At 66.5% G+C, this 22719-nt stretch carries 24 protein-coding genes; 7 read left to right on the forward strand and 17 right to left on the reverse strand.

Features of this window, described 5'->3' with window-relative positions:
• Window positions 1-38 precede the first annotated feature (38 nt).
• Entirely contained in the window at window positions 39-1259 is a 1221-nt protein-coding gene (locus tag HJG53_RS13445) for a glycosyltransferase family 39 protein (protein ID WP_171131397.1), read from the forward strand.
• Here the strand turns inward: HJG53_RS13445 and HJG53_RS13450 are convergent.
• The 4 genes from HJG53_RS13450 to uvrC form a co-directional block, all read right to left on the reverse strand.
• Window positions 1256-2353 carry a glycosyltransferase family 2 protein gene (locus HJG53_RS13450; protein WP_171131400.1) on the reverse strand — a complete coding sequence of 366 codons (1098 nt, stop codon included), beginning with the start codon at window positions 2351-2353 and terminating at the stop codon, window positions 1256-1258. The genes HJG53_RS13445 and HJG53_RS13450 overlap by 4 nt on opposite strands.
• A complete protein-coding gene (leuB, locus tag HJG53_RS13455; protein WP_171131402.1) occupies window positions 2350-3393 on the reverse strand; it encodes a 3-isopropylmalate dehydrogenase in 1044 nt (347 codons plus the stop codon). Before leuB ends, HJG53_RS13450 begins: the two co-directional genes overlap by 4 nt.
• Before the next feature lie 100 nt (window positions 3394-3493).
• On the reverse strand, window positions 3494-4060 hold the full coding sequence (gene recO, locus HJG53_RS13460; protein WP_171131404.1) for a DNA repair protein RecO: 567 nt from the start codon (window positions 4058-4060) through the stop codon (window positions 3494-3496).
• Window positions 4061-5983: an excinuclease ABC subunit UvrC gene (gene uvrC, locus HJG53_RS13465; RefSeq protein ID WP_171131406.1), complete on the reverse strand. Its 1923-nt coding sequence runs from the start codon at window positions 5981-5983 to the stop codon at window positions 4061-4063.
• A 61-nt stretch (window positions 5984-6044) separates the two neighbouring features.
• On the opposite strand from uvrC, the gene HJG53_RS13470 reads away from it, so the two are divergent.
• Together HJG53_RS13470 and HJG53_RS13475 are read left to right on the forward strand one after the other, a co-directional pair.
• Window positions 6045-6785: a class I SAM-dependent methyltransferase gene (locus HJG53_RS13470; RefSeq protein WP_171131408.1), complete on the forward strand. Its 741-nt coding sequence runs from the start codon at window positions 6045-6047 to the stop codon at window positions 6783-6785.
• Window positions 6782-7498: an SDR family oxidoreductase gene (locus HJG53_RS13475; RefSeq protein ID WP_171131410.1), complete on the forward strand. Its 717-nt coding sequence runs from the start codon at window positions 6782-6784 to the stop codon at window positions 7496-7498. The genes HJG53_RS13470 and HJG53_RS13475 overlap by 4 nt, the downstream gene beginning before the upstream one ends.
• Window positions 7499-7521: 23 nt before the next feature.
• On the opposite strand, the gene HJG53_RS13480 is transcribed toward HJG53_RS13475, so the two are convergent.
• From HJG53_RS13480 to HJG53_RS13495, 4 genes are read right to left on the reverse strand one after another with little or no spacing between them, the layout of a single operon-like run.
• Window positions 7522-8208: an acyl-CoA dehydrogenase family protein gene (locus HJG53_RS13480; RefSeq protein WP_171131412.1), complete on the reverse strand. Its 687-nt coding sequence runs from the start codon at window positions 8206-8208 to the stop codon at window positions 7522-7524.
• Window positions 8205-9353, reverse strand: a complete 1149-nt coding sequence (locus HJG53_RS13485; RefSeq protein ID WP_171131413.1) for an acyl-CoA dehydrogenase family protein — start codon at window positions 9351-9353, stop codon at window positions 8205-8207. The genes HJG53_RS13480 and HJG53_RS13485 overlap by 4 nt, the downstream gene beginning before the upstream one ends.
• Complete coding sequence (locus HJG53_RS13490) at window positions 9354-10154, reverse strand: crotonase/enoyl-CoA hydratase family protein (protein WP_171131414.1); 801 nt, start codon at window positions 10152-10154, stop codon at window positions 9354-9356.
• A gap of 46 nt (window positions 10155-10200) precedes the next feature.
• Window positions 10201-10923, reverse strand: a complete 723-nt coding sequence (locus HJG53_RS13495) for an arylesterase (RefSeq protein WP_171131415.1) — start codon at window positions 10921-10923, stop codon at window positions 10201-10203.
• On the opposite strand from HJG53_RS13495, the gene HJG53_RS13500 reads away from it, so the two are divergent.
• From HJG53_RS13500 to HJG53_RS13510, 3 genes are all read left to right on the forward strand, one after another.
• The gene (locus HJG53_RS13500; RefSeq protein WP_171131416.1) at window positions 10922-11611 is read left to right on the forward strand and encodes an ABC transporter ATP-binding protein; all 690 of its coding nucleotides are present in this window, start codon (window positions 10922-10924) and stop codon (window positions 11609-11611) included. The two genes, HJG53_RS13495 and HJG53_RS13500, sit on opposite strands and share 2 nt — an antisense overlap.
• Window positions 11608-14115 (forward strand): FtsX-like permease family protein, encoded by a 2508-nt coding sequence (locus HJG53_RS13505; protein WP_171131417.1) that lies wholly within the window; start codon window positions 11608-11610, stop codon window positions 14113-14115. The genes HJG53_RS13500 and HJG53_RS13505 overlap by 4 nt, the downstream gene beginning before the upstream one ends.
• Before the next feature lie 61 nt (window positions 14116-14176).
• A complete protein-coding gene (locus tag HJG53_RS13510) occupies window positions 14177-15010 on the forward strand; it encodes a TIGR00266 family protein (RefSeq protein ID WP_171131418.1) in 834 nt (277 codons plus the stop codon).
• Between the two features lie 57 nt (window positions 15011-15067).
• Here HJG53_RS13510 and HJG53_RS19185 read toward each other — a convergent pair whose 3' ends face one another.
• From HJG53_RS19185 to HJG53_RS13525, 4 genes are all read right to left on the reverse strand, one after another.
• Window positions 15068-15517, reverse strand: a complete 450-nt coding sequence (locus tag HJG53_RS19185) for a PEPxxWA-CTERM sorting domain-containing protein (RefSeq protein WP_368039583.1) — start codon at window positions 15515-15517, stop codon at window positions 15068-15070.
• A 57-nt stretch (window positions 15518-15574) separates the two neighbouring features.
• Window positions 15575-15697: a hypothetical protein gene (locus HJG53_RS18995; protein ID WP_302477385.1), complete on the reverse strand. Its 123-nt coding sequence runs from the start codon at window positions 15695-15697 to the stop codon at window positions 15575-15577.
• A 156-nt stretch (window positions 15698-15853) separates the two neighbouring features.
• Window positions 15854-16285 (reverse strand): DUF488 domain-containing protein, encoded by a 432-nt coding sequence (locus tag HJG53_RS13520; RefSeq protein ID WP_171131584.1) that lies wholly within the window; start codon window positions 16283-16285, stop codon window positions 15854-15856.
• Complete coding sequence (locus HJG53_RS13525; RefSeq protein ID WP_171131419.1) at window positions 16260-16907, reverse strand: lysoplasmalogenase family protein; 648 nt, start codon at window positions 16905-16907, stop codon at window positions 16260-16262. Before HJG53_RS13525 ends, HJG53_RS13520 begins: the two co-directional genes overlap by 26 nt.
• 175 nt (window positions 16908-17082) lie before the next feature.
• Between HJG53_RS13525 and trmFO the strand changes: the two genes are divergently transcribed.
• Complete coding sequence (trmFO, locus tag HJG53_RS13530; RefSeq protein WP_171131421.1) at window positions 17083-18474, forward strand: methylenetetrahydrofolate--tRNA-(uracil(54)-C(5))-methyltransferase (FADH(2)-oxidizing) TrmFO; 1392 nt, start codon at window positions 17083-17085, stop codon at window positions 18472-18474.
• On the opposite strand, the gene HJG53_RS13535 is transcribed toward trmFO, so the two are convergent.
• From HJG53_RS13535 to HJG53_RS13555, 5 genes are read right to left on the reverse strand one after another with little or no spacing between them, the layout of a single operon-like run.
• Window positions 18471-18932 (reverse strand): EF-hand domain-containing protein, encoded by a 462-nt coding sequence (locus HJG53_RS13535; protein WP_171131423.1) that lies wholly within the window; start codon window positions 18930-18932, stop codon window positions 18471-18473. The genes trmFO and HJG53_RS13535 overlap by 4 nt on opposite strands.
• Before the next feature lie 45 nt (window positions 18933-18977).
• Window positions 18978-19619 carry a squalene/phytoene synthase family protein gene (locus tag HJG53_RS13540; protein WP_171131425.1) on the reverse strand — a complete coding sequence of 214 codons (642 nt, stop codon included), beginning with the start codon at window positions 19617-19619 and terminating at the stop codon, window positions 18978-18980.
• 18 nt (window positions 19620-19637) lie between these two features.
• Complete coding sequence (locus HJG53_RS13545) at window positions 19638-20279, reverse strand: TadE/TadG family type IV pilus assembly protein (protein ID WP_171131427.1); 642 nt, start codon at window positions 20277-20279, stop codon at window positions 19638-19640.
• Window positions 20273-20857, reverse strand: coding sequence for a TadE/TadG family type IV pilus assembly protein (locus tag HJG53_RS13550; protein ID WP_171131429.1), 585 nt, complete (start codon window positions 20855-20857; stop codon window positions 20273-20275). The genes HJG53_RS13545 and HJG53_RS13550 overlap by 7 nt, the downstream gene beginning before the upstream one ends.
• 8 nt (window positions 20858-20865) lie before the next feature.
• Window positions 20866-22674: a TadE/TadG family type IV pilus assembly protein gene (locus HJG53_RS13555; protein WP_171131431.1), complete on the reverse strand. Its 1809-nt coding sequence runs from the start codon at window positions 22672-22674 to the stop codon at window positions 20866-20868.
• Window positions 22675-22719 lie beyond the last annotated feature (45 nt).

Raw genomic sequence — 22719 nt, forward strand, 5'->3', positions numbered from 1 at the left:
AAGCTAGGGGGGCAAATCGTCAACTGCAGCGGGGTGTCATGAAATCTTTCGTCGCATGGCTGGAGCGCTTGTCCGGGCTCCAGATGGCGCTGCTGCTCGCCCTGCTGGCCGAATTGCTGTTCGCGGTGCACCTGGGCCAGCCGAACAAGCTGATGTTCGACGAGGTCTATTATGTGCCAGCCGGCCGCGACACGTTCGGCATGTTCGCGCGGTCGAACGAGGAACATCCGCTGTTGGCCAAATGGCTGATCGGCCTGTCCATCGCGCTGTTCGGCGACAATCCGATCGGCTGGCGCGCGCTGAGCAGCGTCGCCGGCGTCGTCACGATGCTGGGCATCTATGCGATTGCCCTGCGGCTTCTGGGCGACTTGCGCACCGCCGCGACGGCCGCCCTGCTCGCGCTGCTGAACCAGATGTTGTTCATCCAGGCGCGGATCGCGATGCTGGAGGTGTTTGCAGGCGCCTTCCTGTTCGCGAGCATTGCACTGCTCGTCTGGGGTCATGGCCGACCAGGCCAGAAATGGCTGCTCGGTGCCGGGATCTGCCTGGGCCTGGGGATCGGCTGCAAATGGAGCGCGCTGCCGTTCCTGCTCCTGCTCGGCCTCGGCGTGCTGATCGGGTGGAGCGAGCGCTGGTTCCGGGCCGGTGCGGTCTTTGGCGCCGCCGCGATCGTCGCCTATCTGGCCACCTTCCTGCCGGCGGCCTTCTACGGTTTCGCTCCGATCAAGTTGGACCAGATCCTGCCCTTCCAGCTCCGCATGTTCGACCTGCAGACCCGACCGCTCGCCCACCACACCTATCAGAGCACGCCCTGGCAATGGCCGCTGCTGACCCGGCCGATCTGGTATCTCTACGAGCCGGTCGCCGGCGTGCAGCGCGGCGTGCTACTGCTAGGCAACCCGGCGATCATGTGGGGCGGACTGATCGCCCTGGCCGCTTGCCTTTGGGACGGCCTGCGCGAACGCAACCGCGCGCTGCTGATCCTGTCGGCGCTCTACATCTTTTCCTTCGCGATCTGGATCATCATCCCGAAAAAGATCGGCTTCTTCTATTACTACTATTTTCCGAGCCTCTTCCTGCCCCTGCTGATCGCCGCGACGTTTCACCATGCCTATCGGGTCAAGGAGCGTTGGCTGCCGGCGACATTCCTCGCCGTCAGCTTCGGCCTCTTCGCCTATTTCTATCCGATCCTTTCGGCCGCGCCGTTGCCGAACGACCAGGCCTTCCTCAACTGGATGTGGCTGTCGACCTGGCCCTAATAGCGACCCCAGGTGAAGCGGCTCGACAGGGCGAAATTCCACACCGCACCGACGAGAATGCCGGCAAGCGCAGAGACCGTCGCATAGGCATAACGGCTGGAAAACAGGAAGGCGGCGACGCCGACATTGGCGAGCGCACCGACCGAGCACACCGCGCAAAAGCTCAGCCAGCCGAGCGTCAACGCCCGCGCGCCATGCAGCCGCCGATCGCGATAGGTCAGCCCGTTGTTCAGGAAGAAGTTGAACGTCATCGCGCCAATTGTGGCGACGATCTGGGCGGTCAGGAAGGTCGTCGCGACCACGCCATAAGCCAGCGCCAGGATGGCCATGTGCACCGCCACGCCCAACCCCCCGATCAGCGCGAACATGGCAAAGCGCGTCGGGACGATGCGACCGAACATCCGGTCGTAGAGCGCGATCAGGAACTCCATCGCGACGACATGGTCGAGCTTCGACTCGCCCACCTCGCGGCGATGGAATTGCAGCGGCACCTCGGCGAAGCGCAGCGGCACCGTCGCGCTGGTCAAAAGGTCGAGCAGGATCTTGAAGCCGATGCCGGACAGTCGCGGCGCGAGCTGCCGAAAGGTGCTGCCGCGGATCATGAAGCAGCCGCTCATCGGGTCCCGGAGATCGGCCTTCAGCACCAGCTGCGCGATGCGACTCGCCGTCTCGGATTTCGCAACCCGCTCGCGCTCCCAATCACCGGTCCCGCCCCCCTCCACGAAGCGCGAGGCAATGGCGAGATCGAGCTCCGGATCGGCGCGTAAGGCAGCAGCGAGCCGCGGCAGCACTTCGGGATCATGTTGCAGGTCGGCGTCCATCACGGCGATCAGCGGCGCCGCCGTCGCCATCATCCCTTCGATGCACGCCGACGAGAGCCCGCGCCGCCGGATCCGCTCGATGACGCGGATTCGTCGGTCGCGCTGGGCAAGGGAGCGGAGCCGCTCGGCCGTGCCGTCGGGGCTGTTGTCATCGACGAAAATTGCTTCCCAGCCGAACCCGGCGAGCGCCCGCTCCAGCCGCTCCACCAGTTCCTCGACATTGCCCGCCTCGTTGAACGTCGGAATGACGACGGCGAGTTCGAGCCCGCTCATAAGGCGGCGAGAACGCGATCGCCCATTTCGCGCGTGCGGAGGCTGCCGCCCAGATCCGCGGTGCGCGCGCCGGCCGCAAGGGCGTTCGCAACCGCCGCTTCGACCTGGTCCGCCGCCTCTGGCCGCCCGAGTGAATAACGCAGCATCATCGCCGCGGACAGGATGGTGGCGAGCGGATTGGCCTTGCCCTGCCCGGCAATGTCGGGCGCACTGCCATGGATCGGCTCGTAAAGGCCCTTGCCCGCCGCATCGAGCGAGGCCGAGGGCAGCAGCCCGATCGACCCGACGCACATCGACGCCTGGTCGGACAGGATATCCCCGAACAGATTGCCGGTGACGATCACGTCGAACGCGCCGGGATTGCGCACCAGCTGCATCGCGGCATTGTCGACATACATGTGGTCGAGCGTCACGTCGGGATAATCGCCGGACACTTCGATCACCACGTCGCGCCACAGCTGCGACGTCTCCAGCACATTGGCCTTGTCGACCGAACAGAGGCGCCCCCGACGCTTGCGGGCCGCTTCGAAGCCGGTGCGGGCGATCCGCGCCACTTCTGCCTCGTCATAGCGCATCATGTCATAGCCTTCGCGCAGCCCTGCGTCCGTCTGTCGCCGACCGCGCGGCGTGCCGAAATACACGTCACCGGTCAGCTCGCGGACGATCAGCAGGTCGATGCTGGCGGCGATTTCCGGCTTCAGCGCCGAAGCATCGACCATCTCCGCAAAAGCCTTGGCCGGCCGCAGGTTCGCGAACAGGCCGAGTTCTCGGCGCAGGCCCAGGATCGCCTGCTCCGGCCGCAGCGCCCGGTCGAGCGCGTCGCAATCCGGATCGCCGACCGCGCCGAACAGGATCGCATCGGCCCGCCGGGCGAGATCCAGCGTCGCCGCAGGCAGCGGATGCCCATGCGCCTTGTACGCCGCGCCGCCGACGGGCGCTTCCTCGAAGGACAGGCCGAGATCCAGCGCCTGGAGCACACGCACCGCTTCGGCGACCACCTCGGGACCGATCCCATCTCCCGGCAAGATTGCGACTAGCATAGAAACTCCGTCTGGGCTGAGCCTGTCGAAGCCCTCCCCTTCCTTTCACCCATGCCCGTAAGAAGAAGGGAGGCCTTCGACAAGCTCAGGCCAGACCGTGTCAGTCGGCTTTGCGCAGCCGTTGCACCAGCCGCTCCCGCGCCGCCAGCACGTCCGCCTTGCGACCGGCAAACAGGTGAGCGTCGAGCGCTCTGCCATTTCGGTGCAGGTCGGGCGCCCCCGCCCCATAGCCGAGCTCCGCGAGCAGCAGCGCCTCGAAGCGCACCAGTCCCTCGACCCATCCTCGCGCGCTCGGCGCATGTTCGATCGCGTCGAGCAGGCCCGACAGGCCCTGGAACAGATTGGGATAGGGCTGCCCCTCCGGCAGGGTCACCGCCACCAGCGCGCAGACCCACTCGATCGCTGCCGCCGGCAGCGGCTCCGACAGCAAGGGCGCGCGGCTGTGCGTGAGCTCGACGGTCGCGGCAGCGAGTTGCTCCTCGACCCGCGCGCGAAATTCCGCTTGCACCAGATTGCCGGGCAACAGCACCGGCCGCAGCCGCCGCGAGCGGCCGCCGCGAACATAGCCCGGCTGCAGGCCGTGCCCCGGCGTCAGCGCCCGCAAGATGGTGCCGTGCTCCCCATGCTGCCGCACCGCGACGACGAGCGCGGGTGATTGGATCAGCATCTAGCGCGCATGGTAATAATCATAGACCTGCTGCGCCACGCTGCGGCTCACGCCCGGCGCTTTGGCGAGGTCCTCCAGCGATGCGGATCGCACTGCCTTGGCGGTGCCGAAATGCATCAACAGCGCCTTCTTCCGCGCGGGGCCGATGCCCGGCACTTCGTCGAGCGAGCTGACGCCGATCGCCTTGGCGCGCTTCTGCCGATGAGCACCGATGGCGAAGCGGTGCGCTTCGTCGCGCAGGCGCTGCAGGTAGAAGAGGATGGGCGAGTTGGGCGGCAAGGTAATCTCCCGCCCGTCGAGAAGGTGGAACACTTCCCTGCCCTCGCGCCCATGATGCGGTCCCTTGGCGACGCCGACCAGCGCGACGTCTTCCACGCCGATCTCCTCCAGCGTTCGGGCGGCGGCATTGAGCTGGCCCCGCCCGCCGTCGATCAGCACCAGATCGGGCCAGTCGCCGCCTTCGCGATCGGGATCCTCGCTTTTCGCGCGGCCGAACCGGCGTTCGAACACTTCGCGCATCATCGCAAAGTCGTCGCCGGGCGCCGTTTCCGGCCGCTTGATGTTGAACTTGCGGTAGCTGTTCTTGCGGAACCCTTCCGGCCCGGCGACGATCATCGCCCCCAGCGCGTTGGTGCCCATGATGTGCGAATTGTCGAACACCTCGATGCGGTCGGGCGGCCCGTCGAGTTCGAACAGGTCGGCAAGTTCGCGCAGCACCTTCGCCTGAGTGGTGCTCTCGGCGAGCCGGCGATCGAGCGCTTCCTCGGCATTGCGCTTCGCCTGCTCGATCAGCCGCCGGCGGTCGCCGCGATGCGCGTTGGTGATCGCCACCCGCCCCTTCGCCTGCTCGGCCAGCGCCTCGGCGATCAGCTCGCCTTCGCTCAACGCACGGTCGAGCAGGATCGCGCGTGGCGGCGTCACTTCCTCGTAGAACTGCATCAGAAAGGCGGCGAGCACCTCTTCTTCCGACGAGTCCTCGGTGTGCGTCGGAAAGAAGCTGCGATGCCCCCAATTCTGCCCGCCGCGGATGAAAAAGCCCTGGATGCACATGGTCCCGGCCTTGCAGGCGAGCGCGAAGACATCGGCGTCGCCGACCCCTTCCGCATTGATCGCCTGCGTGCCCTGGATGAAGGTCAACGCCTTCAGCCGGTCGCGGAATACGGCGGCAAGTTCGAAATCCATATTCTCCGCGGCCGCCTGCATCGCCGCGCCAAGCTTCGCCTGCACCTGGGTCGACTTGCCGGCAAGGAATGCCTTGGCGTCGCCGACCAACTCGCCATAGCCAGTCTCGTCTATCCGCCCGACGCACGGCGCCGAGCAGCGCTTGATCTGGTAGAGCAGGCAGGGCCGTGAACGGTTGGCGAAGAAGCTGTCCGAACAGGAGCGCAGCAGGAACAATTTCTGCAGCGCGTTGAGCGTCCGCGTCACCGATCCCGCGCTGGCGAACGGTCCGTAATAATTGCCTTTGATCTTCTGCGCGCCGCGATGCTTCTGCACGCGTGGGAACTCGTGGTCGGCGCGGAGCAGAATGTAGGGGAAGCTTTTGTCGTCGCGCAGCAGGACGTTGTAGGGCGGCCGATAGCGCTTGATCAGCTGCGCCTCGAGCAGCAGCGCCTCGGCCTCATTGTTGGTCGTGACGATCGTCATCGACCGCGTCTGCGCGACCATCCGCTGCAGCCGCTTCGACAGGCGCGAGACCTGGGTGTAGTTGGTCACCCGGTTCCTCAGCGCCCGAGCCTTGCCGACATAGAGCACGTCGCCGCGCGCATCCTGCATGCGATAGACGCCCGGCCGGACGGGCAGGGTTTTCAGCACGTTGCGGATGGCGGCGACGCCCTGCTCCAGGTCCGGCGCATCGGCCCCGCGCACGCTGTAGGTGGCGGCTTCCTCATTGAACCGATCGGGGCTTTGCGGACGCGACATGGGGTGGCACAGTTAGGCATTGCCGCGCTGCCCGACAATCGCGGCGAACGGGGAGGATAGGATGAAATTGCTCGCCACCGCATTGGCCCTGGCGCTGACCGCGCCCGCCGCTGCCCAGACCGTCTCGCCCGCCATCCAGCAGGCACTCGCCAGCCCCGCCCGGCCAGATGCCGACCGCGCCCGCGACGCCACGCGCAAGCCCGCCGAACTGCTCACGTTTGCCGGCGTGAAGCCGGGCGACAAGGTTGCCGACTTCATCATGGGCGGCGGCTATTGGACCAAGATCCTCGCCGGCGTCGTCGGACCGAAGGGTCGCGTCTATGCCTATCAGCCGGCGGAGTTCATCGGCTTTCGCGCCGCCTATGGCACCGAGCAGGACGAAGCCGTGAAGGGGCTCGCCAACGTCACGCCGCTGCGGCCTTCGCTCGCCAGCTTCAGCTTCGCCGAGCCGCTCGACGCCATCATGACCGTGCAGAATTATCACGATCTGCACCTGAAAATGGCGCCTCCGGGTTTCGCTGGCACCGTCGCCAAAAGGCTGTACGACTCGCTCAAGCCCGGCGGCGTGCTGCTCGTCGTCGATCACGTCGCCAATGCCGATCCCGACTTCAAGGCGCCCGACACGTTGCACCGCATCGATCCAACCGCGGCCCGCGCGGAGATCGAGAAAGCCGGCTTCCAGTTCGACGGCGAGCTGACGCTCCTCCGCAACACAGCCGACCCGCACACGGCGCTGGTTTTCGACCCCTCGATCCGCGGTAAGACCGACCAGTTCGTATATAAGTTCCGGAAGCCGAAATGAGGATCGCCGGCAAGACTGCGCTGGTGACTGGCGGCACCGACGGTATCGGGCTCGAGATCGCGCGCCAGCTCAACGCCAAGGGCGCCAACGTCGTTGTCGTCGGGCGCGACCCGGGCCGGCTCGCGGCAGCGAAGAGCGAAGGCTTCGCCACGATCGAAGCGGATATGTCCACCAAGCCAGGCTGTGACCGCGTGGTCGACGAGATTGGCGGCGCACCGCTCGACTTGCTCGTCAACAATGCCGGCATGGGCGGGCCGCGCGATCTGGTCAACGACTTCGATCTCGACCTGACCGATCGTGCGATCTTCCTGAACCTGAACGCGCCGATGCACCTGATCGCCGCCTTTCTGCCCATCTTGCGCGAGCGGCCGGAAGCGGCGATCGTCAATGTCACCTCGGGCCTGGCGATCGCTCCGAGCGTGGCCGGCGTTTATTGCGCCACCAAGGCCGGGCTGCGCAGCTTCACCCAGGCGCTGCGCCACCAGCTGCGCGACAGCCGCATCACCGTTATCGAGGCGCTCCCGCCGGTCGTCGAGACGCGCATGACCGCTGAAAACCCGCACAAGAAAATGTCGGCATCCGCCTGCGCCGCAGAGATCGTCAAGGCGATCGAGACGGGGAAGAAGGAGGCATATATCGGCGCGACCAAGCTGCTCCGTATCGTCAGCGAAGTCTCACCCGCGACCGCCCGTCGAATCATGATCCGCTACTGAGCGGCCTGCAGATCTTTTGCCGTCTAGGATGTCGACGTCGTGACATGAAGCCCGCGAACGAACTCCAGCGACGTGCCGTCCGATTGCAGACGCGCCGCTCCGATGCGGGCGTTCCAATAGCTTTCCGAGCCGTACGCCATGCGCAGCGCGTGCAGACGCGCAGTGTAGCGGTGCAGCGGAAATTCGGCGGTAATGCCGATCGCGCCATGCACGGCATGGGCAATGCCGGCGATCACCGGCGCCGCCTTGCTCCCAACCGACTTTGCCATTGCCGCTGCGCTTTCGGACGGCGCCAGGCCGTGCACGCACGCGGCCTCAGCGGCAATCCGCACCAGGATCACTTGTTCGGCCATGACCGCGAGTTGCTGCTGGACCGCCTGGAAGCGACCGATCGGCTTGCCGAATTGGCTCCGCTGGTTGGCGTGCTCGATGCTCATCTCGAGCAGGCGCTCGCCAAGCCCCGCCATTTCACACGCGGTCATTATGGCGAGCAGCGGCCGACTGGGCTCGAGGAAAGCACGCGCGGCCATGGTCTCCACGACCGGTGCGTCGATCGCGCGCCGGCCCAGGGCGCGGAGCAGTGGCTCCACATCGGCCAGAGGAAGCTCCACGAGAGCGGCAAGAAAGCCGCTCCGCTCCAACTCCGGCAGCAGGTCCGCACTACCATGAGCATCGAGCAGCCGCTCGAACGGGGCGAGCAGCTCGCTCACCGCAGCCCCAGCCCGCGCGCGATGATGCCACGCAGGATTTCACGCGTACCGCCCCGCAGCGAATAGGCCGGCGCCATGGCCAGCGTGTCGACCAGCGCGGCGCGCAGTTCGGGCCCTACAGCCTCGTCGGGACAGCTCCCCAGATCGTCTGCGATGGCAACCGGTACGCTCTGCTCCAAACTGGTGCCGAGATCCTTCAGCAGCGATGCTTCGACCACTGGCTCCTCACCTGCCGCAAGCCGCGCCGTCACGGCGATCGACAGAGCTCGCAAGGCCGCCAACTGCGCCATGAGGTCGCCCACCCTCTCGGTGCGACGGTCGGTCGCACCAGCGCGGCGAAGGTGATCGATCCACGCATCGAGCAGCACCGCGCTCGACCAGATCCGCTCCGGCCCGCTCCGCTCGAAGGCGAGTTCGGCATTGACTTGCGCCCAGCCAGCTCCTTCCTGGCCCAGCAGGGCATCGGCGCCGAGCAGGACATCGTCGAAGAACACCTCATTAAAGTCGCGATGGCCGGTCGCGTCATCGATTCCGCGGATCGTAATGCCAGGCGCGCGCAGATCCACGATGAACTGCGAAAGCCCTGCCTGCCGATCCTCGGCCGTGCCGGATGTCCGCACCAGTGCGATCATGTAATCGCAAAGATGGGCGCCCGTGGTCCAGATCTTCTGTCCGTTCAGACGCCAGCCATTCTCGACGCGCTCGGCCCGGCTGCGCACTGAGGCGAGATCGGACCCAGCGCCGGGCTCGCTCATCCCGATGCAGAAGAAGGTCTCGCCGCGGCAGATTTGCGGCAGATAAAGCTCCTTCTGCGCGTCGCTGCCGAAGCGGAGGATCACCTCCGCGCTCTGCCGGTCCGCGATCCAGTGCAGCCCGACCGGGGCGCCGACGGCGAGCAGCTCCTCCACAACCACATAGCGCGCAAAGGGGCCCCGCCCGCCGCCGCCATATCGTTCGGGCAGCGTCAGCCCTAGCAGGCCCGCATCGCCCATTGCGCGGCTGAGTTCCCGGTCCACGCCCATCCAGGAGCGCACCCGTTCGGTGACGGGCCGCTGCGCGACAAGCTGCTCGATCAGCGACCGCACGGCGGGGCGCAATGCCTCGTCCGCGGCAGGGATTTCGACGGCGACGAGTTGATCGAACATCTACTCGCCGGTGAAGCGCGGGGTCCGCTTCTCGAGGAAGGCGTCGATCGCCTCGTCATTGTCGCGCGTGGCGTGCGCCAGCGACTGCATCGCCGCGGACATCTCAAGGATGTTCGCGAGCGTAGCCGTTTGCCCCTCGCGGAGCAGCCGCTTGGTCATCCGCACCGCGTGCGGCGGATTGGCGGCGATCTTGTCGGCGATCTCGCGGGCGGTCGCGAGCAGGTCCCCGGGCTCCACGACGCGCGACACCAGCCCCATGGCCAGCGCCGCGTCCGCGTCGAACGTCTCGCCGGTCAGGGCGAGCTCCGTCGCCTTGGAGAAGCCGACGATGCGCGGCAGCAGCCAGGCACCGCCGTCGCCCGGCACGATGCCGACCTTGACGAAGCTTTCGGCGAAGACAGCGTTCTTCGAGGCGACCCTCACATCGCACATGCAGGCCAGGTCCAGCCCGGCACCGATCGCCGGGCCGTTGACCGCCGCGATGACCGGTACCTCCAGCGATTGGAACAGCAAAGGCAGCCGCTGGATGCCCTCACGATAATTGCGCCGTGTCTGCGCGGGCAAGGCGGCCCGCAAGCCGACACCCGCCTTCATCGCTTTCAGGTCGCCGCCAGAGGAAAAGGCGGAGCCTGCACCGGTCAGGATCACTGCGCGCACGCCGATATCGCTGTCGGCCTCGAGCAGGATGGTTTCGAGTTGCTCGATCACCGCGACATCGGAAATCGGGTTGCGTTTGTCCGGCAGGTTGATCGTGACGGTGAGGATGGCGCCGTCACGGGCGCTCAGCACGGCATCGGTCATAAGGGTCCCCTTGCCCGCTGCGACTGGCTTTGGCCAGCCACGCCCATCATCGCTGCAACCGCTGCTCGACCAGCGGAGCGATCCCTTCCACGATTCGGTCGATGCCGGCCGGATTGGGATGGATGCGGTCGGCCAGCATCAGCCTGGGGTTCGTGACCACGCCGTCGAGGAAGAACGGGTAGAGCCCCGCTGCATATTCCTTGGCCAGCTTGGGATAGAGCGCGTCGAAGCGGCTGACATAATCCCGCCCCATGTTCGGCGCTGCCAGCATGCCGGTAAGGATCACGGGAATGCCCCGGCGCTTCAGCTCATCCAGCATCGCCCGCAGATTGGCTTCCGTCTCGGCGATCGGCAGCCCGCGCAGCATGTCGTTCCCGCCCAGGCCCAGCAGCACCAGGTCCGGCTTGCGCGCCAGACCGTCGAGCGTGAAGGCGAGCCGCTGGCGCCCCGCGGCGGTGGTGTCGCCCGACACGCCGCCATTGTGCACGGTCGCCGGCAGTCCGGACTTGTTCAGTGCCTTTTCGAGTTCCGCGGGGAAGCTTTCGCCCTGTGCCACCCCATAACCGGCATAGAGGCTGTCCCCGAATGCCAGGATCAGCTTGCCCTTGGCTGGTCCGGGCCTCGGCGATGCAGCGGGAGCGGCGGCTTGCGTCGCCGGCTGTGTGTCGTTGGTCGAAGCGTCACGTCCGCCGCAACCGGCAAGCTGGACGAAGATCAGGGCCGCCCCATATGTGCGCAGGCGAAACGACAAGGATATCTTCTCCTTCATGGCTGGTCCCGATATCGCGATCCACGCGCGTAATGTCACGTTGAAGCTCGGCTCCGCCGCTGCACCGGTACACATCCTCAAGGGAATCGACCTCAGCTTGACCGCCGGCGACAGCGTCGCGGTGCTCGGCCCCTCAGGATCCGGCAAGTCGTCACTTATGGCCATTCTCGCCGGCCTCGAACGGGCGAGCGGCGGCGAAGTGGATGTGGCGGGCACCCGCTTCGACAGGCTCGACGAAGATGCGCTGGCGCTGGCGCGGCGCGGACGGATCGGCATCGTGCTGCAGAGCTTTCACCTGCTGCCGACCATGACAGCGCATGAGAATGTCGCCGTCCCGCTTGAGCTCGACGGCGTCCCCGACGCATTCGATCGGGCTGCGCGGGAGTTGGAGGCGGTCGGGCTCGGCCACCGTCTCGATCATTATCCGGCGCAGCTTTCGGGCGGCGAGCAGCAGCGCGTGGCCATCGCGCGGGCCGTCGCCCCGAGACCCGCGATCATCTTCGCCGACGAACCGACCGGCAATCTCGACGCGGTGACCAGCGCCGCGATCGTCGACCTGCTCTTCGCGCGCCAGTCCGCCGCCGGCGCGACGCTCGTCATCATCACCCACGATCCCGCACTGGCGGAGCGCTGCGGCCGCGTCCTGCAGATGCGCGACGGGCTGATCGTCTCGGACAGCGCCGCGTGAGGCCGCTTGGCTGGCGCGCCGCCTGGGCGATCGCGCGCCGCGACCTGAGCGGCAGCTTTCGCGGTCTGCGCCTGATCTTCATCTGCCTGCTGTTGGGCGTGACCACGCTTGCCGCGATCGGCAGTCTCACCGCCGCGATCACCGACGAGCTCGCGGCCCGCGGCCAGGTCCTGCTTGGCGGCGATGTCGAGATCGCGATGTCGCAGCGGGAGGCCTCGGCCGAGGAGAAGGCGGCCTTCCGCAAGCTCGGGCGACTGAGCGAGACGATCCGCACCCGCGCCATGGCCCGCGGCGCAGGCGATGCCGCCATCCTGACCGAGCTCAAGGGGGTCGATCGCGCCTATCCGCTCTATGGCGCCCTCTCGGCCGAGGGCAGAGCCTCGTCGCGAGATCTCGGGCCAGACGAAGTCCTGATCGACCAGGCTCTCGCCGACCGGCTGAACCTGCGGCCCGGCAGCACCGTTCGCTATGGCGACGCCGCGTACCGCGTCCGCGCGCTGATCGACGAGGAGCCCGACCGCGTCGGCGAGGGCTTCACCCTCGGACCAGTCGCGATCGTGTCCCTCGACGGCCTTCGCCGCGCCAATCTGCTGCTGCCCGGCAGCCTCTACACATCAAAATACCGCATCGCGCTCAAGCCAGGCATCGCTCCGGCGGCCGCCACGGAGCGGCTCAAAGACGCGTTCCCCTCCGCAAGCTCGACCTATCGCGACCGCGACCGGGCAGCGCCCGGCGCCAGCCGCTTCTTCGATCGCATGGGCCAGTTCCTGTCGCTGATCGGCCTGTCGGCGCTCGTGATCGCGGGCATTGGCGTGAGCAACGGGGTCGCCTCCTATCTCCAGTCGAAGCGCAACGGCATCGCCACGCTGAAGATCCTTGGTGCCACTTCGGGCGATGTCGCACGGATCTATATGCTTCAGGTCGGGGCGGTGGCGGCAATCGCGATCGCGCTGGGACTGGCGCTCGGTGCGGCCCTGCCCGCGATGCTGATCGGCGCGATGGGCGATTTGCTGCCGGTCAGCCCGCAGGCCGGCCTGCATCCGCTCCCGCTCCTCACCGGCGCCGTCTATGGCCTGCTGATCGCGCTCGCCTTCGCGCTGCCGCCCCTTGCGCGGGCGAAGGCGCTTCCCGCCGCTGCCCAGTTCCGCACCCTGGTCGAAGGCACCGGCCGGCTGCCGCGCAGCACCTGGGCGCAAGTGGCAGCGGCCGGCGCAGTCCTCGTCGCCATTGCGGTGGGCACCGCCGACGAGCCGGTCTTCGCATCGGCGGTGCTGGGCTCGGTCGCCGCCACCCTGGCGTTGCTGACCGGACTCGGCTGGCTCGTCCGGCGTCTCGCCCGCACGGTGCCGCGGCCCCGGCGTCCGCTCCTCCGCCTCGCCGTCGCCAACCTGTACCGGCCGGGCGCACAGACGGTGGCACTGGTTATCGCGCTGGGCCTCGCCCTGACCCTCTTCGTCACCCTCGCCGCGATCCAGACCAGCCTGACCGCAGAGATCACTCGCACCGTGCCCGCAAGGGCGCCCAACCAGTTCGTGCTCGACATTCCGGCAACCGATCGCGATCGCTTCGTCGCGACGGTGCGGGCCGAGGCGCCGCAGGCCGAACTCAACATCGTGCCCGCCCTGCGCGGCACCATCACCGCCTATGGCGGCAAGCGCGTCGCCGACCTGAAGACCCTGCCCGAAGGCGCCTGGTTCCTGCGCGGCGAGCGCGGCGTCACCTACAGCGCCACCCCGCCCGAGGGCAGCACGGTCGTCGCCGGCCGCTGGTGGCCGCGCGACTATGCCGGACCACCACTCGTCTCGCTCGACCGCGACGCCGCGCAGGTGATGGGGCTGAAGGTCGGCGACACCCTCACCGTCTCCGTACTCGGCCGCGAGATCGAAGCGCGGATCGCCTCCCTCCGCGAGATCCATTGGGAGACGATGGGCTTCAACTACATCATGGTGTTCGCGCCGTCCGCGCTCGCCGGCGCTCCGCACACGCTGACCGCGACCATCACCATGGATAAGGTGCAGGAAGGCGCAGTCGCGCGCAGCCTCGTGCGCGCCTTCCCCTCCGCCTCGGTGATCCCGGTCGGCGAAGTGATCGGTCAGGTGAAGACCGTGCTCGACCAGATGGCGACGGCCATCCTGCTATCGGCTTCGGTGGCGATCCTCGCCGGGATTGCGGTGCTGGTCGGGGCGATCGCCGCGTCCCGGCAGAGCCGCGCCTATGACAGCACCATCCTTCGGGTCCTCGGTGCCACCCGCGCCCAGGTGCTCGGCGCACAGGCAATCGAATATGCGCTGCTCGCCGGACTCCTGGCGGCGATCGCCCTGGCGCTTGGGCTCACGGCCGCATGGGTCGTGATCGTCCAGTTGTTCGACTTCACCTGGGCGCCGGACTGGGCCACGGTGCTGCTGACGCTGGGCGGGGGCGCTTTGCTCACGCTCGGCATCGGCCTCGCTGGATCGCTGCCGCTGCTCTCGCTCAGGCCGGCCCGCGTCCTCCGAATGGTCTGACGCGCCCATCGCGTCGCCCCGACCCAGCCGCTAAGACAGACTACAAGCAAGAGGAGTCCATATGCCGCCACACAGCCCCTGGCATCACGATCGCCGGTCCGGGATCGCCGACGACATCGATTTCGACATCAAGGGACAGGAGCTTCAGTTCGTCGAGATCGAACTCGATCCGGGCGAGAGCGCCGTCGCCGAAGCCGGCGCGATGGTGTGGAAGGACGCCCATGTCGAAATGACCACCGTGTTCGGCGACGGCTCGGGCGGGCAGGATGGCGGATTCATGGGCAAGCTGTTGGGCGCCGGCCGCCGGCTGGTGACCGGCGAAAGCCTGTTCACCACCGTCTTCACCCATCGCGGATCGGGCAAGGCGCGCGTCGCCTTCGCCTCGCCGACGCCCGGCTCAATCCTGCCGATCAAGCTCGACGATGTCGGCGGCAGCCTAATTTGCCAGAAGGACAGCTTCCTCGCCGCGGCCAAGGGTGTCTCGATCGGCATTCACTTCCAGCGCAGGATCATGACGGGCCTGTTCGGCGGCGAGGGCTTCATCATGCAGCGGCTGGACGGCGACGGCTGGGTGTTCGTGCAGATGGGCGGCACGCTGGTCGAGCGGGAGTTGCGGGCCGGCGAGGAACTGCACGTCGATACCGGCTGCCTCGCGGCCTATACCCCGAGCGTGGAGTTCGACCTCGTCACGGCCGGCGGGGTCAAGAGCATGATCTTTGGCGGCGAAGGCGCCTTTTTCGCGCGGCTGACCGGGCCGGGCAAGGTCTGGATCCAGTCGCTGCCCTTCTCGCGCCTGGCCGGCCGCATGCTCGCGGCCGCCGGCAGTCGCGGCGGCCAGAATCGCGGCGAAGGCTCGATCCTCGGCGAGTTCGGCGACCTGATCAGCGGGAATTGACAGAAAGAAGCGCCGCCGGTTCAGGGCCGGCGGCGCTCTTCACCCCCTCCGGTGAAGTCAGGCGTAGGTGGTGTTGGCGACCTTGCGGCGGCGCATCGCTCCGCCGACCATCCCGAACCCGCCGATCATCAGCGCCCAGGTCGCCGGCTCCGGCACCGCCGCAACCGACAGGTTGTCGAACTCGAACGAGTTCGCCGTCGAGCCGAACACCGCGCCGGTCAGCCGCGGACCGCTGATCACGCGATAGCTGACCACGCCGTTGATCTGGTTCCCACTCGGGAAAGCCAAGTCGTTGATGATCTGGCCGCCAGCGTAGAGCTGCGACGTGCCATCTTCATATCTCAGCGTCAGATTGTTGTAGGTGTCGAGCGAGCCGAGCACGAAGGCGAACAGCGACGTCGGCGCGAAATCGATCGTGTAGCTGCCGCCCGTCAGCACGGTCGCGAAGTTGCCCGTGCTGCCGAAGTTCGGTCGCGCCGACTGGCCACCGGCGCTGCCGTCATACACGAAAGCGTTCGGACCGATCGCGGCACCAGGCGAACCCGCCGCCAGCGCCTCGAAGTCCTAGATGACGGTCGTGCCGGCAGGCAGCGTACCCACGCCGCCATTGAAGGACACCGTCGTCTCGGCCGAAGCAGCGGTCGAGCCGATGAGCAAAGCAGCGAAGAGAGCAGAAGATCGGATCATGGAAATACCCCTCGAAAAAGCAACGAACCCGACGCTGCTTATATCTGCGGAGTGACTCCGTTACGATCACATTAACTCTCATTTCTCCCGATGCATCAGATTGGCACGTAAACTATATTGCAGATAAAGTCGTCGTGTTTCGACGGCATTTCTTGCTCAGGCGAATAGATGCTCCACATCGTGCGTCGGCATCGCGTCGGCGATCAGCAACGAACGGTGGCACATCGCTGGATCGCGCTCGAAGCAGAGCAAGGCGGTCGGCGACTCGGCGACCATGGCCTTCACCATCTCGGCTTCGGCCTGCGCTTGGGGCAGATCCAGCTGACCGGCATAGACCCGCTCCAGCGTCGCCCGATCGCCCTTCTTGGCGGCGTCGCGTCCTTCCTTGGGGGTACCGAGCGCACGGAAATGGCGATAGCCGATCCCGACCGACGCAAGGTTCGCCGCCAGCGCCGACTTGGCAAAGCCAGGGCGACGCGAAGCGGCGACGGCGCGAATGTCCGCCACCTGCTTCACCCCGGCGGTGCGCAGCGCCGCCAGCACCTCATCGACCGTCGCATTCTCATAGCCGATGGTGAAGACCCGCACCGCCATTCTCCCTTTCTTGTTCCAGACCCCGCACAACGCCCCAGGCGATCAGCGCCTGGCCAAGGAAATATAGCGGCCAAACCAGCAAAGTCGGCAGCCACGACCCCGCAAGCGGCCCCAGACGGGCGAAGATCAGCAGGTCTGACCCGACGAACAGCCATGCGCCGATCGCCGCGAGGCTGAAGCGGCTTAGGATCGCTGCAACGGCCATGGCCGCAAGGCCGAAACTGTAGAGCGCGATACCCGGCGCCGCCGACCGGTCCGCCGGCAGAGCCGCCGCGACGACCACCACCACCGGAATGGCGAGCACCGGCCACCAGCCTGCCTTTTGCCTGCGGTGCCGCAGATACAGCGCGGTCGCCACGCAGTGCGCGGCCAGAAACGCAACTGCCCCCAGTTGCAGCCCCGCCACCTCCAGCAGCACATCTCCGGCCGTGCCAAGCGCCAGCACCAGCGCAAGCAGCCAACCGTCCGCCAAGCGCGCCTGCGACGCTGCCCAAAACGCCAACAAAGCCACGCCGCTGCCCTTCCAGGCCACGATCACGGCAGGTGGCAGCCCCAAGTGCGACGCCGGCCAGTAGCTCGAGCCCGCGATCACGGCTGCCCAGAACAGTGCACGCATCCGGTCTTCCGCCTCCCCTCTCAGCAAGAAAAGACTGTCCTACGCCTCACTTCAGCGTTCAAGGACCAGTGCATGACCGACTCGCCTCTCACTCCCGTTTCTATGCGCCGCGAACTGCACATTCTGCACACCCAACGCCCCCTCACCGTTGTTACCTTTGCGCAGGTTGCGAACCGTGGCTGATATCCAGATCATCGGGGGCGGGCTCGCGGGATCGGAGGCGGCGTGGCAGCTTGCCGAGGCCGGGTTTCGGGTCAGGCTGTCGGAAATGCGGGGAGTCGAGACGACGCCTGCCCACCATAGCGACGGGCTGGCGGAGCTGGTCTGTTCGAACAGCTTCCGCTCGGACGACGCCGACAACAATGCGGTCGGGCTCTTGCATGCGGAGATGCGGGCCTTGGGCTCGCTGATCATGCAGCAAGGCGATCGCCACCGTGTGCCGGCGGGTTCCGCCCTGGCGGTCGATCGCGACGGCTTCTCGCAAGGGGTCACCGCCGCGCTGGAGGCGCATCCGAACGTCGAGATCGTGCGGGAACGGGTCGACACGCTCCCTGCGACCCCAACCATTATCGCCACTGGCCCGCTCACCGCTGCGCCGCTCGCCGCCTCCATCGGCGCGGCCACTGGCCTCGACAGCCTCGCCTTCTTCGACGCCATTGCGCCAATCGTCCACCGCGACTCGATCGACATGGACGTTGCCTGGTTCCAGTCGCGCTGGGACAAGGGCGACGGGCATGATTACATCAACTGCCCGCTGGAAAAGGATCAGTATCTCTCGTTCGTGCAGGGGCTGCTCGACGGCGAGAAGACCGAGTTTCGCGAGTGGGAGAAGGACACGCCCTATTTCGAAGGATGCATGCCGGTCGAAGTCATGGCGTCGCGCGGACCCGAGACGCTGCGCCACGGGCCGATGAAGCCGTTCGGCCTGCGCAACCCGCGCACGGGCAAGGGCGCCTATGCCGTCGTCCAGCTGCGCCAGGACAATGCACTGGGAACATTGTGGAACATCGTCGGCTTTCAGACCAAGCTGAAGCATGCCGAGCAGGTGCGGCTGTTCCGAACCATTCCCGGACTCGAGCGGGCCGAATTCGCGCGGCTGGGCGGGCTCCACCGCAACACCTTCATCCGCTCGCCGGAACTGCTCGACGCGCACTTGCGGCTGAAGAACGCGCCGCACATCCGCTTCGCCGGCCAGATCACCGGTTGCGAGGGCTATGTCGAAAGTGCAGCGGTGGGCCTGCTTGCCGGCCGTTTCGCTGCCGCGGAGTTAATGGGCCAGACCATGACGCCCCCGCCGCCGACCACCGCGCTGGGCGCCCTGCTCTCGCACATCACGAGTGGCGCCCAGGCCGATAGCTATCAGCCCATGAACGTCAACTTCGGGCTGTTCCCGCCCCTGCAGGAAAAGGCAAAGAAGGCCGAACGGAAGCTGGCGCTGACCTCGCGTGCCAAGCGGGATCTGGAAGAATGGCTGCAGAATCACCGTTCGCTTCGAGCGCAGTCGAGAAGCGGGGTGCCGGACGAGACGCGTTTCTCGACTGCGCTCGAAACGAACGGAGTGGGTTAGCCCTCGTCCTCTTCCTTCGGCGGTGCGCACTTTACCGGTGCCTTGGTCTTGCGCACCACCTTGGTCGTCGCGAACTCGGTGCGGGACAGGGCCTTGGACCCGTCGGCGTCAGCCTTGGCGAATTTGTCCGTCGTCTTCTTCGCCCATTCCTCGAAGCTCAGCCGACCGTCACCATTGGCGTCCAGCTTCGCATAGGCCTTGCGGCGGCTGAGCAGATATTCCTCGGGCGTGATCTTCTGGTCGCGATCCTTGTCGTAACGGTCGAACCTTTTCTCCTCGCGCGTCCGCTCCTCCGCGGCTGGCGGCGCGCCGGGATCTGAGGCGCCGCCGCTGTCGCGCGCAAGCGGCGGGGCCACGGCGGAGAGCAAAGGCGACTCGCTGCGGCCGTTCGTCCACCAAACCAGTCCCGCCCCGCACAGCAGCAGCGCCGATGCCACGCCCGCCAGAAACCGCCACATTCCGCGTCTCCCCCCGTTCGGCACGCAGCTTAGAAGGCGATCGCGTTAGAGGCCAGCCAGCCCCGCAACGACGCCGCGCAGCAGGCGCAGCGGCGAGCCCTGCCGGCGTGGCCGGTCCAACCCGCGTCGGACATCGCGCATCGCCAAGGTGGCCAACATCGCTAGCGGCCCCGGCAGGTGCCCGATTTGTCGCGGCGCCAACGCAAGCGCCCGCTCGGCCGTGACCCGGTCGCTGACCCGGAAGGCGAGATCGGTCAGCGCCCAAAGCCTGCCGGCCGTGTCCGCCGCGCTCCTTTCGGCCAACAGCAATGTGCCGGCCGCTCGGAACAACGCCGCTCCGCGTGCCTCAGCGTGGAGCAAGAGGCTCTCATCGGCCAGCGGCAACGGCTCCAGCAGCGCTTCCCACCCGTCGATCAGCGGCAGCAAGTCTTTCGGATCAATCTGCGAAGCCTGGGCGAGCGCGACCAGCACCGGATTGGATGGGCGCGACTCCGCCAGCGTATCGAGGGCATCATGCCACCAGGCGAGCCGCATCTGCGCAATCGCAGGCGTCTCGGTGCGGGCGATCGTGGCGCCGAGTTGTTCGTCCAGCGCCCACAAGGCCGCGAGCGCCGGCCGCACCGCGGCGGGTGCGTAGGCAAGCGACAGCGCGCGTTCGGGATCGGCGATTGCGGGCAGGTCGGTCACGCGACCGGCCCTAGCCGATCAGCAGCGCGAGGGCACGACTCCGGCGACCGGCGTGATGTTGGGGATTGCCTGTCCGCGGGTGACGAACATCGAGCGCTGCCGGATAATGCCGTCGCTCGCGCGGTTGCGGATGTTCGCGACGTTGATCAGCGGCTTATACTCGAACCCCACTTCGGCGACGACGACCATCTGATTCTGTTGCAGCACGACGTTGTTCGGCAACGTCACGTCCGGCCCTTCGCCGAAATCATCGGTCTGGGTCCACTCCGCCCCGATCTGGCTGACGATCGTCGTCTTCTTGCCCGTGCAGCGCTGCCAGACCACCTTGTTGACGATCTCCCCGTCTTGGTTGACGCCGATCACGCCGGTCAGGATTACCCGGCCATATTCCTTGACGTCGAACGGAGCATCGAGCTGGTCGACGGCTTTGAACACGTCCTTGAAGCTATTCTCGCTCGGCGCGATAGTGTTGCGGGCGATGGTATCGGCCGACACGCTCGCGATGCGCTCCAGCTTCTGATTGGCCAGCACGAAGTTCGTATATTCGAGCCCGCCCAGCCCGGCCATGGCGACGAGCGGCAGCCACAGCGCGGTCTCGACGATCGAGACGCCGCGCTGGTCGCGGCCAAGCCTCTTCAGAGCAGCGATCATGGTCAGCATCCCGTGTTCCGGAAAATCGGTTCGTTGCGGATGACGGTCGACGCCTTGATGGGATAATCGGGGCCGCCGTCGCCAAAGCGCGAGGCGATCCACGGCACCAGCGACTTGACCCGGAAGGTGGCGGTATAGCTGACCACCTGGCCCGCGCCACCGACCGACCCGGACGTGCCCATATCGGGGTCCCACTTGCCATTGCCGTTCACGTCGGTGAACGTTTCGCCGACATCATATTTGCCGTTCTTCGTCGCCGGATTGTCGACAAAGGGTTCGGGCTCTCCGACATCGCCGAACGAAGAGCCGTAGGACACCGCCTTGATGGTCACGCCCTGCCCGTCGGAGCTCGGCACGTGCTGCATGCCGCGGGTGATCGTCTGGATCATCTGCGTCTCACGATTGGCCGGACAGTCGGAGGCGGCAATCAGGCGCGCCGCCTTCATCGTCGAGGATTCGAGCGCCGAGCGCGCCGATTCCACCCAGGCGAATTCGAGAAAGCCGAACAGCAATACGGTGATCACGGGCGCGATCAGCGCGAACTCCATCGTCGCGATGCCGTTCCGATCCTTGATGAGCATGCGCATCGTCCGCCTCACTTCGCCAGATGGAGATCGATGAGGTTGGCGGCGATCGAGGTGAAGGCGATCCGCAGCTGGCTCGGGTCCTTCGTCTCAAAGAAGTGCGTGTTGCGGTTGGTCGCGCACGTCTTGAACATCTCGCGCGTCGCGTCGCCTTCCGCACCGGACGCGATGGCAAAGGTGATCGTATAAATCTCGATGCCTTCGTTCTTCATCGCCTGGCAGGTCTTGGCGAAGCGGAGCGCCATCTGGTCGCGGTGCGCCGCACGCGCCTGGCTAGTCCCGGTCCCGCCGCTCGCCCACTCCTGGTTCACGACCAGCTTGTCGGCATAGGAGCTGTACGCGGTATAGGCGGTGTCGCGCTGGAAGTCGGCATAGTTCGAGCCGGCTTTGAGCGGGTCCTTGCCGCGCGGATTGAAGGTCGAGCCGTCGTCCTGCGAGTCGAAATTGCCGTCGGTCATGAATACAACGACACGCCGCAATCCAATGTTGTTCGGCCGTGCGCGCGTGAAGACCGTGTCGCGGGCGAGCAGGCGATAGGCCCAAGTCATCGCCGGCACGTGCCAGGTACCAATGTTGAACAGGGGCTGCAGGCTGTTCTTGTAGTTGGTCAGCTCGGTCTTGGTGCGCGAATAGCTGATCGGTAGCGCCTCGGTCGGACAGACATAGTTGGGCGACTTGGAGACGTAGTTGTCCGCGTTCGACGGCTTCACCGCCGAGTTGTACAGCTGCGGCGCCGGCCAGCTGCTGTAGCTAGGTAGGCGCGACACCTTGATCATCGTGCTCGAAGAACTGCTGCACTTGGCGTCGGTCGAGTTGCTGCTGCTCACCTGGCAAATATCGTCGCCGTAACGGCGGATCAGGGCAGTCCTCATCGGCCCGTAGTTGGCGACGCTTAGTTCGTCGGCCGCGGAAGCACCCAGCTTGTACCGATTATCCTGCAGGTGGAACGAATCGACCCACATGGGCGGGTAGATGGAAGGCTTGATGACGGGCATGCCGTTTTCGCCCGGCATGGTCTTGCCCATGTCGTAGGTGTTGGCGTCCATTACATTAATGTCGGAACTCAGCGTCCGCAGCGTCGGATCGGCGAGCACGCAGCCCTTCCACCCATAGGCGTTGCTGGCCAGCTTGTCGGTATAGCCCGGCACCTGCTGAACCATACCGGCAGGCAGCAGGCGGCCGACATTGACGATGACGTTGTACGGCAGGACGCCGATGCCGAAGTTCTGGCGCGTTTCATTGGTGCCGTAAACGATGTCGAGGAACGCGCCCATCGAGTCCTTGAGCGCGGTCATGCCGCCATTGCTGTCCATCGACCCGGTGACGTCCAGCACCATCATCGTCTCGACGGCAGTCGGCATCGTCTTGCCGGCAATGCCTTTCGCCATCGCCTTGACCGGCATGGTCTGGATGCCGAAGATCTGCATCAGCGTCGTCGGCACCGTACCTTCAACGGTAACCTGAATCGTCACTTCATCCCCGCTGCGGGTCACCGCCACCTGTGGCGCCTGCCGCGTCGCGCCGACATAGCCCATGGGCATATTGGCGGTCAGGAACTCGTTGATGGTCGCCACTGTCTTCGGGCCTGGCGTGGAGCCGGTGCCCGGATAGAGCTGCTCCATGCGGACCGCGGCCAGGGTCGCCGTATCGACGCTGCTCTGCAGGCGCGACGAGGTCATGTAGCCGCGGCCGAGATCCAGCCCCAGGCCGACAAAGCCCAGCAGCGGGATGATATAGGCGGCGGCGATCGCGTAAGTGCTGCCCCGTTCGTCCCGCAGGATCGAACGAAGACCGCGCCGGCAATGTGAAAAATGTGACACGGTTGACGTCCCCGGACCTGTTTGGACCGGGAAGTAACCCGAACA

Origin of the sequence: Sphingomonas sp. ID1715 (assembly GCF_013044515.1) — a bacterium.
Lineage (GTDB): Bacteria > Pseudomonadota > Alphaproteobacteria > Sphingomonadales > Sphingomonadaceae > Sphingomonas_B.

Excerpts from the sequence above, each read along its gene's own strand:
- HJG53_RS13445 (WP_171131397.1), top strand. The coding sequence starts at position 39 with ATGAAATCTTTCGTCGCATGGCTGGAGCGCTTGTCCGGGCTCCAGATG.
- HJG53_RS13450 (WP_171131400.1), bottom strand. The coding sequence starts at position 2,353 with ATGAGCGGGCTCGAACTCGCCGTCGTCATTCCGACGTTCAACGAGGCG.
- leuB (WP_171131402.1), bottom strand. The coding sequence starts at position 3,393 with ATGCTAGTCGCAATCTTGCCGGGAGATGGGATCGGTCCCGAGGTGGTC.
- recO (WP_171131404.1), bottom strand. The coding sequence starts at position 4,060 with ATGCTGATCCAATCACCCGCGCTCGTCGTCGCGGTGCGGCAGCATGGG.
- uvrC (WP_171131406.1), bottom strand. The coding sequence starts at position 5,983 with ATGTCGCGTCCGCAAAGCCCCGATCGGTTCAATGAGGAAGCCGCCACC.
- HJG53_RS13470 (WP_171131408.1), top strand. The coding sequence starts at position 6,045 with ATGAAATTGCTCGCCACCGCATTGGCCCTGGCGCTGACCGCGCCCGCC.
- HJG53_RS13475 (WP_171131410.1), top strand. The coding sequence starts at position 6,782 with ATGAGGATCGCCGGCAAGACTGCGCTGGTGACTGGCGGCACCGACGGT.
- HJG53_RS13485 (WP_171131413.1), bottom strand. The coding sequence starts at position 9,353 with ATGTTCGATCAACTCGTCGCCGTCGAAATCCCTGCCGCGGACGAGGCA.
- HJG53_RS13490 (WP_171131414.1), bottom strand. The coding sequence starts at position 10,154 with ATGACCGATGCCGTGCTGAGCGCCCGTGACGGCGCCATCCTCACCGTC.
- HJG53_RS13500 (WP_171131416.1), top strand. The coding sequence starts at position 10,922 with ATGGCTGGTCCCGATATCGCGATCCACGCGCGTAATGTCACGTTGAAG.
- HJG53_RS13495 (WP_171131415.1), bottom strand. The coding sequence starts at position 10,923 with ATGAAGGAGAAGATATCCTTGTCGTTTCGCCTGCGCACATATGGGGCG.
- HJG53_RS13510 (WP_171131418.1), top strand. The coding sequence starts at position 14,177 with ATGCCGCCACACAGCCCCTGGCATCACGATCGCCGGTCCGGGATCGCC.
- HJG53_RS18995 (WP_302477385.1), bottom strand. The coding sequence starts at position 15,697 with ATGATCCGATCTTCTGCTCTCTTCGCTGCTTTGCTCATCGGCTCGACC.
- HJG53_RS13525 (WP_171131419.1), bottom strand. The coding sequence starts at position 16,907 with ATGCGTGCACTGTTCTGGGCAGCCGTGATCGCGGGCTCGAGCTACTGG.
- HJG53_RS13535 (WP_171131423.1), bottom strand. The coding sequence starts at position 18,932 with ATGTGGCGGTTTCTGGCGGGCGTGGCATCGGCGCTGCTGCTGTGCGGG.
- HJG53_RS13545 (WP_171131427.1), bottom strand. The coding sequence starts at position 20,279 with ATGCTGACCATGATCGCTGCTCTGAAGAGGCTTGGCCGCGACCAGCGC.
- HJG53_RS13550 (WP_171131429.1), bottom strand. The coding sequence starts at position 20,857 with ATGCGCATGCTCATCAAGGATCGGAACGGCATCGCGACGATGGAGTTC.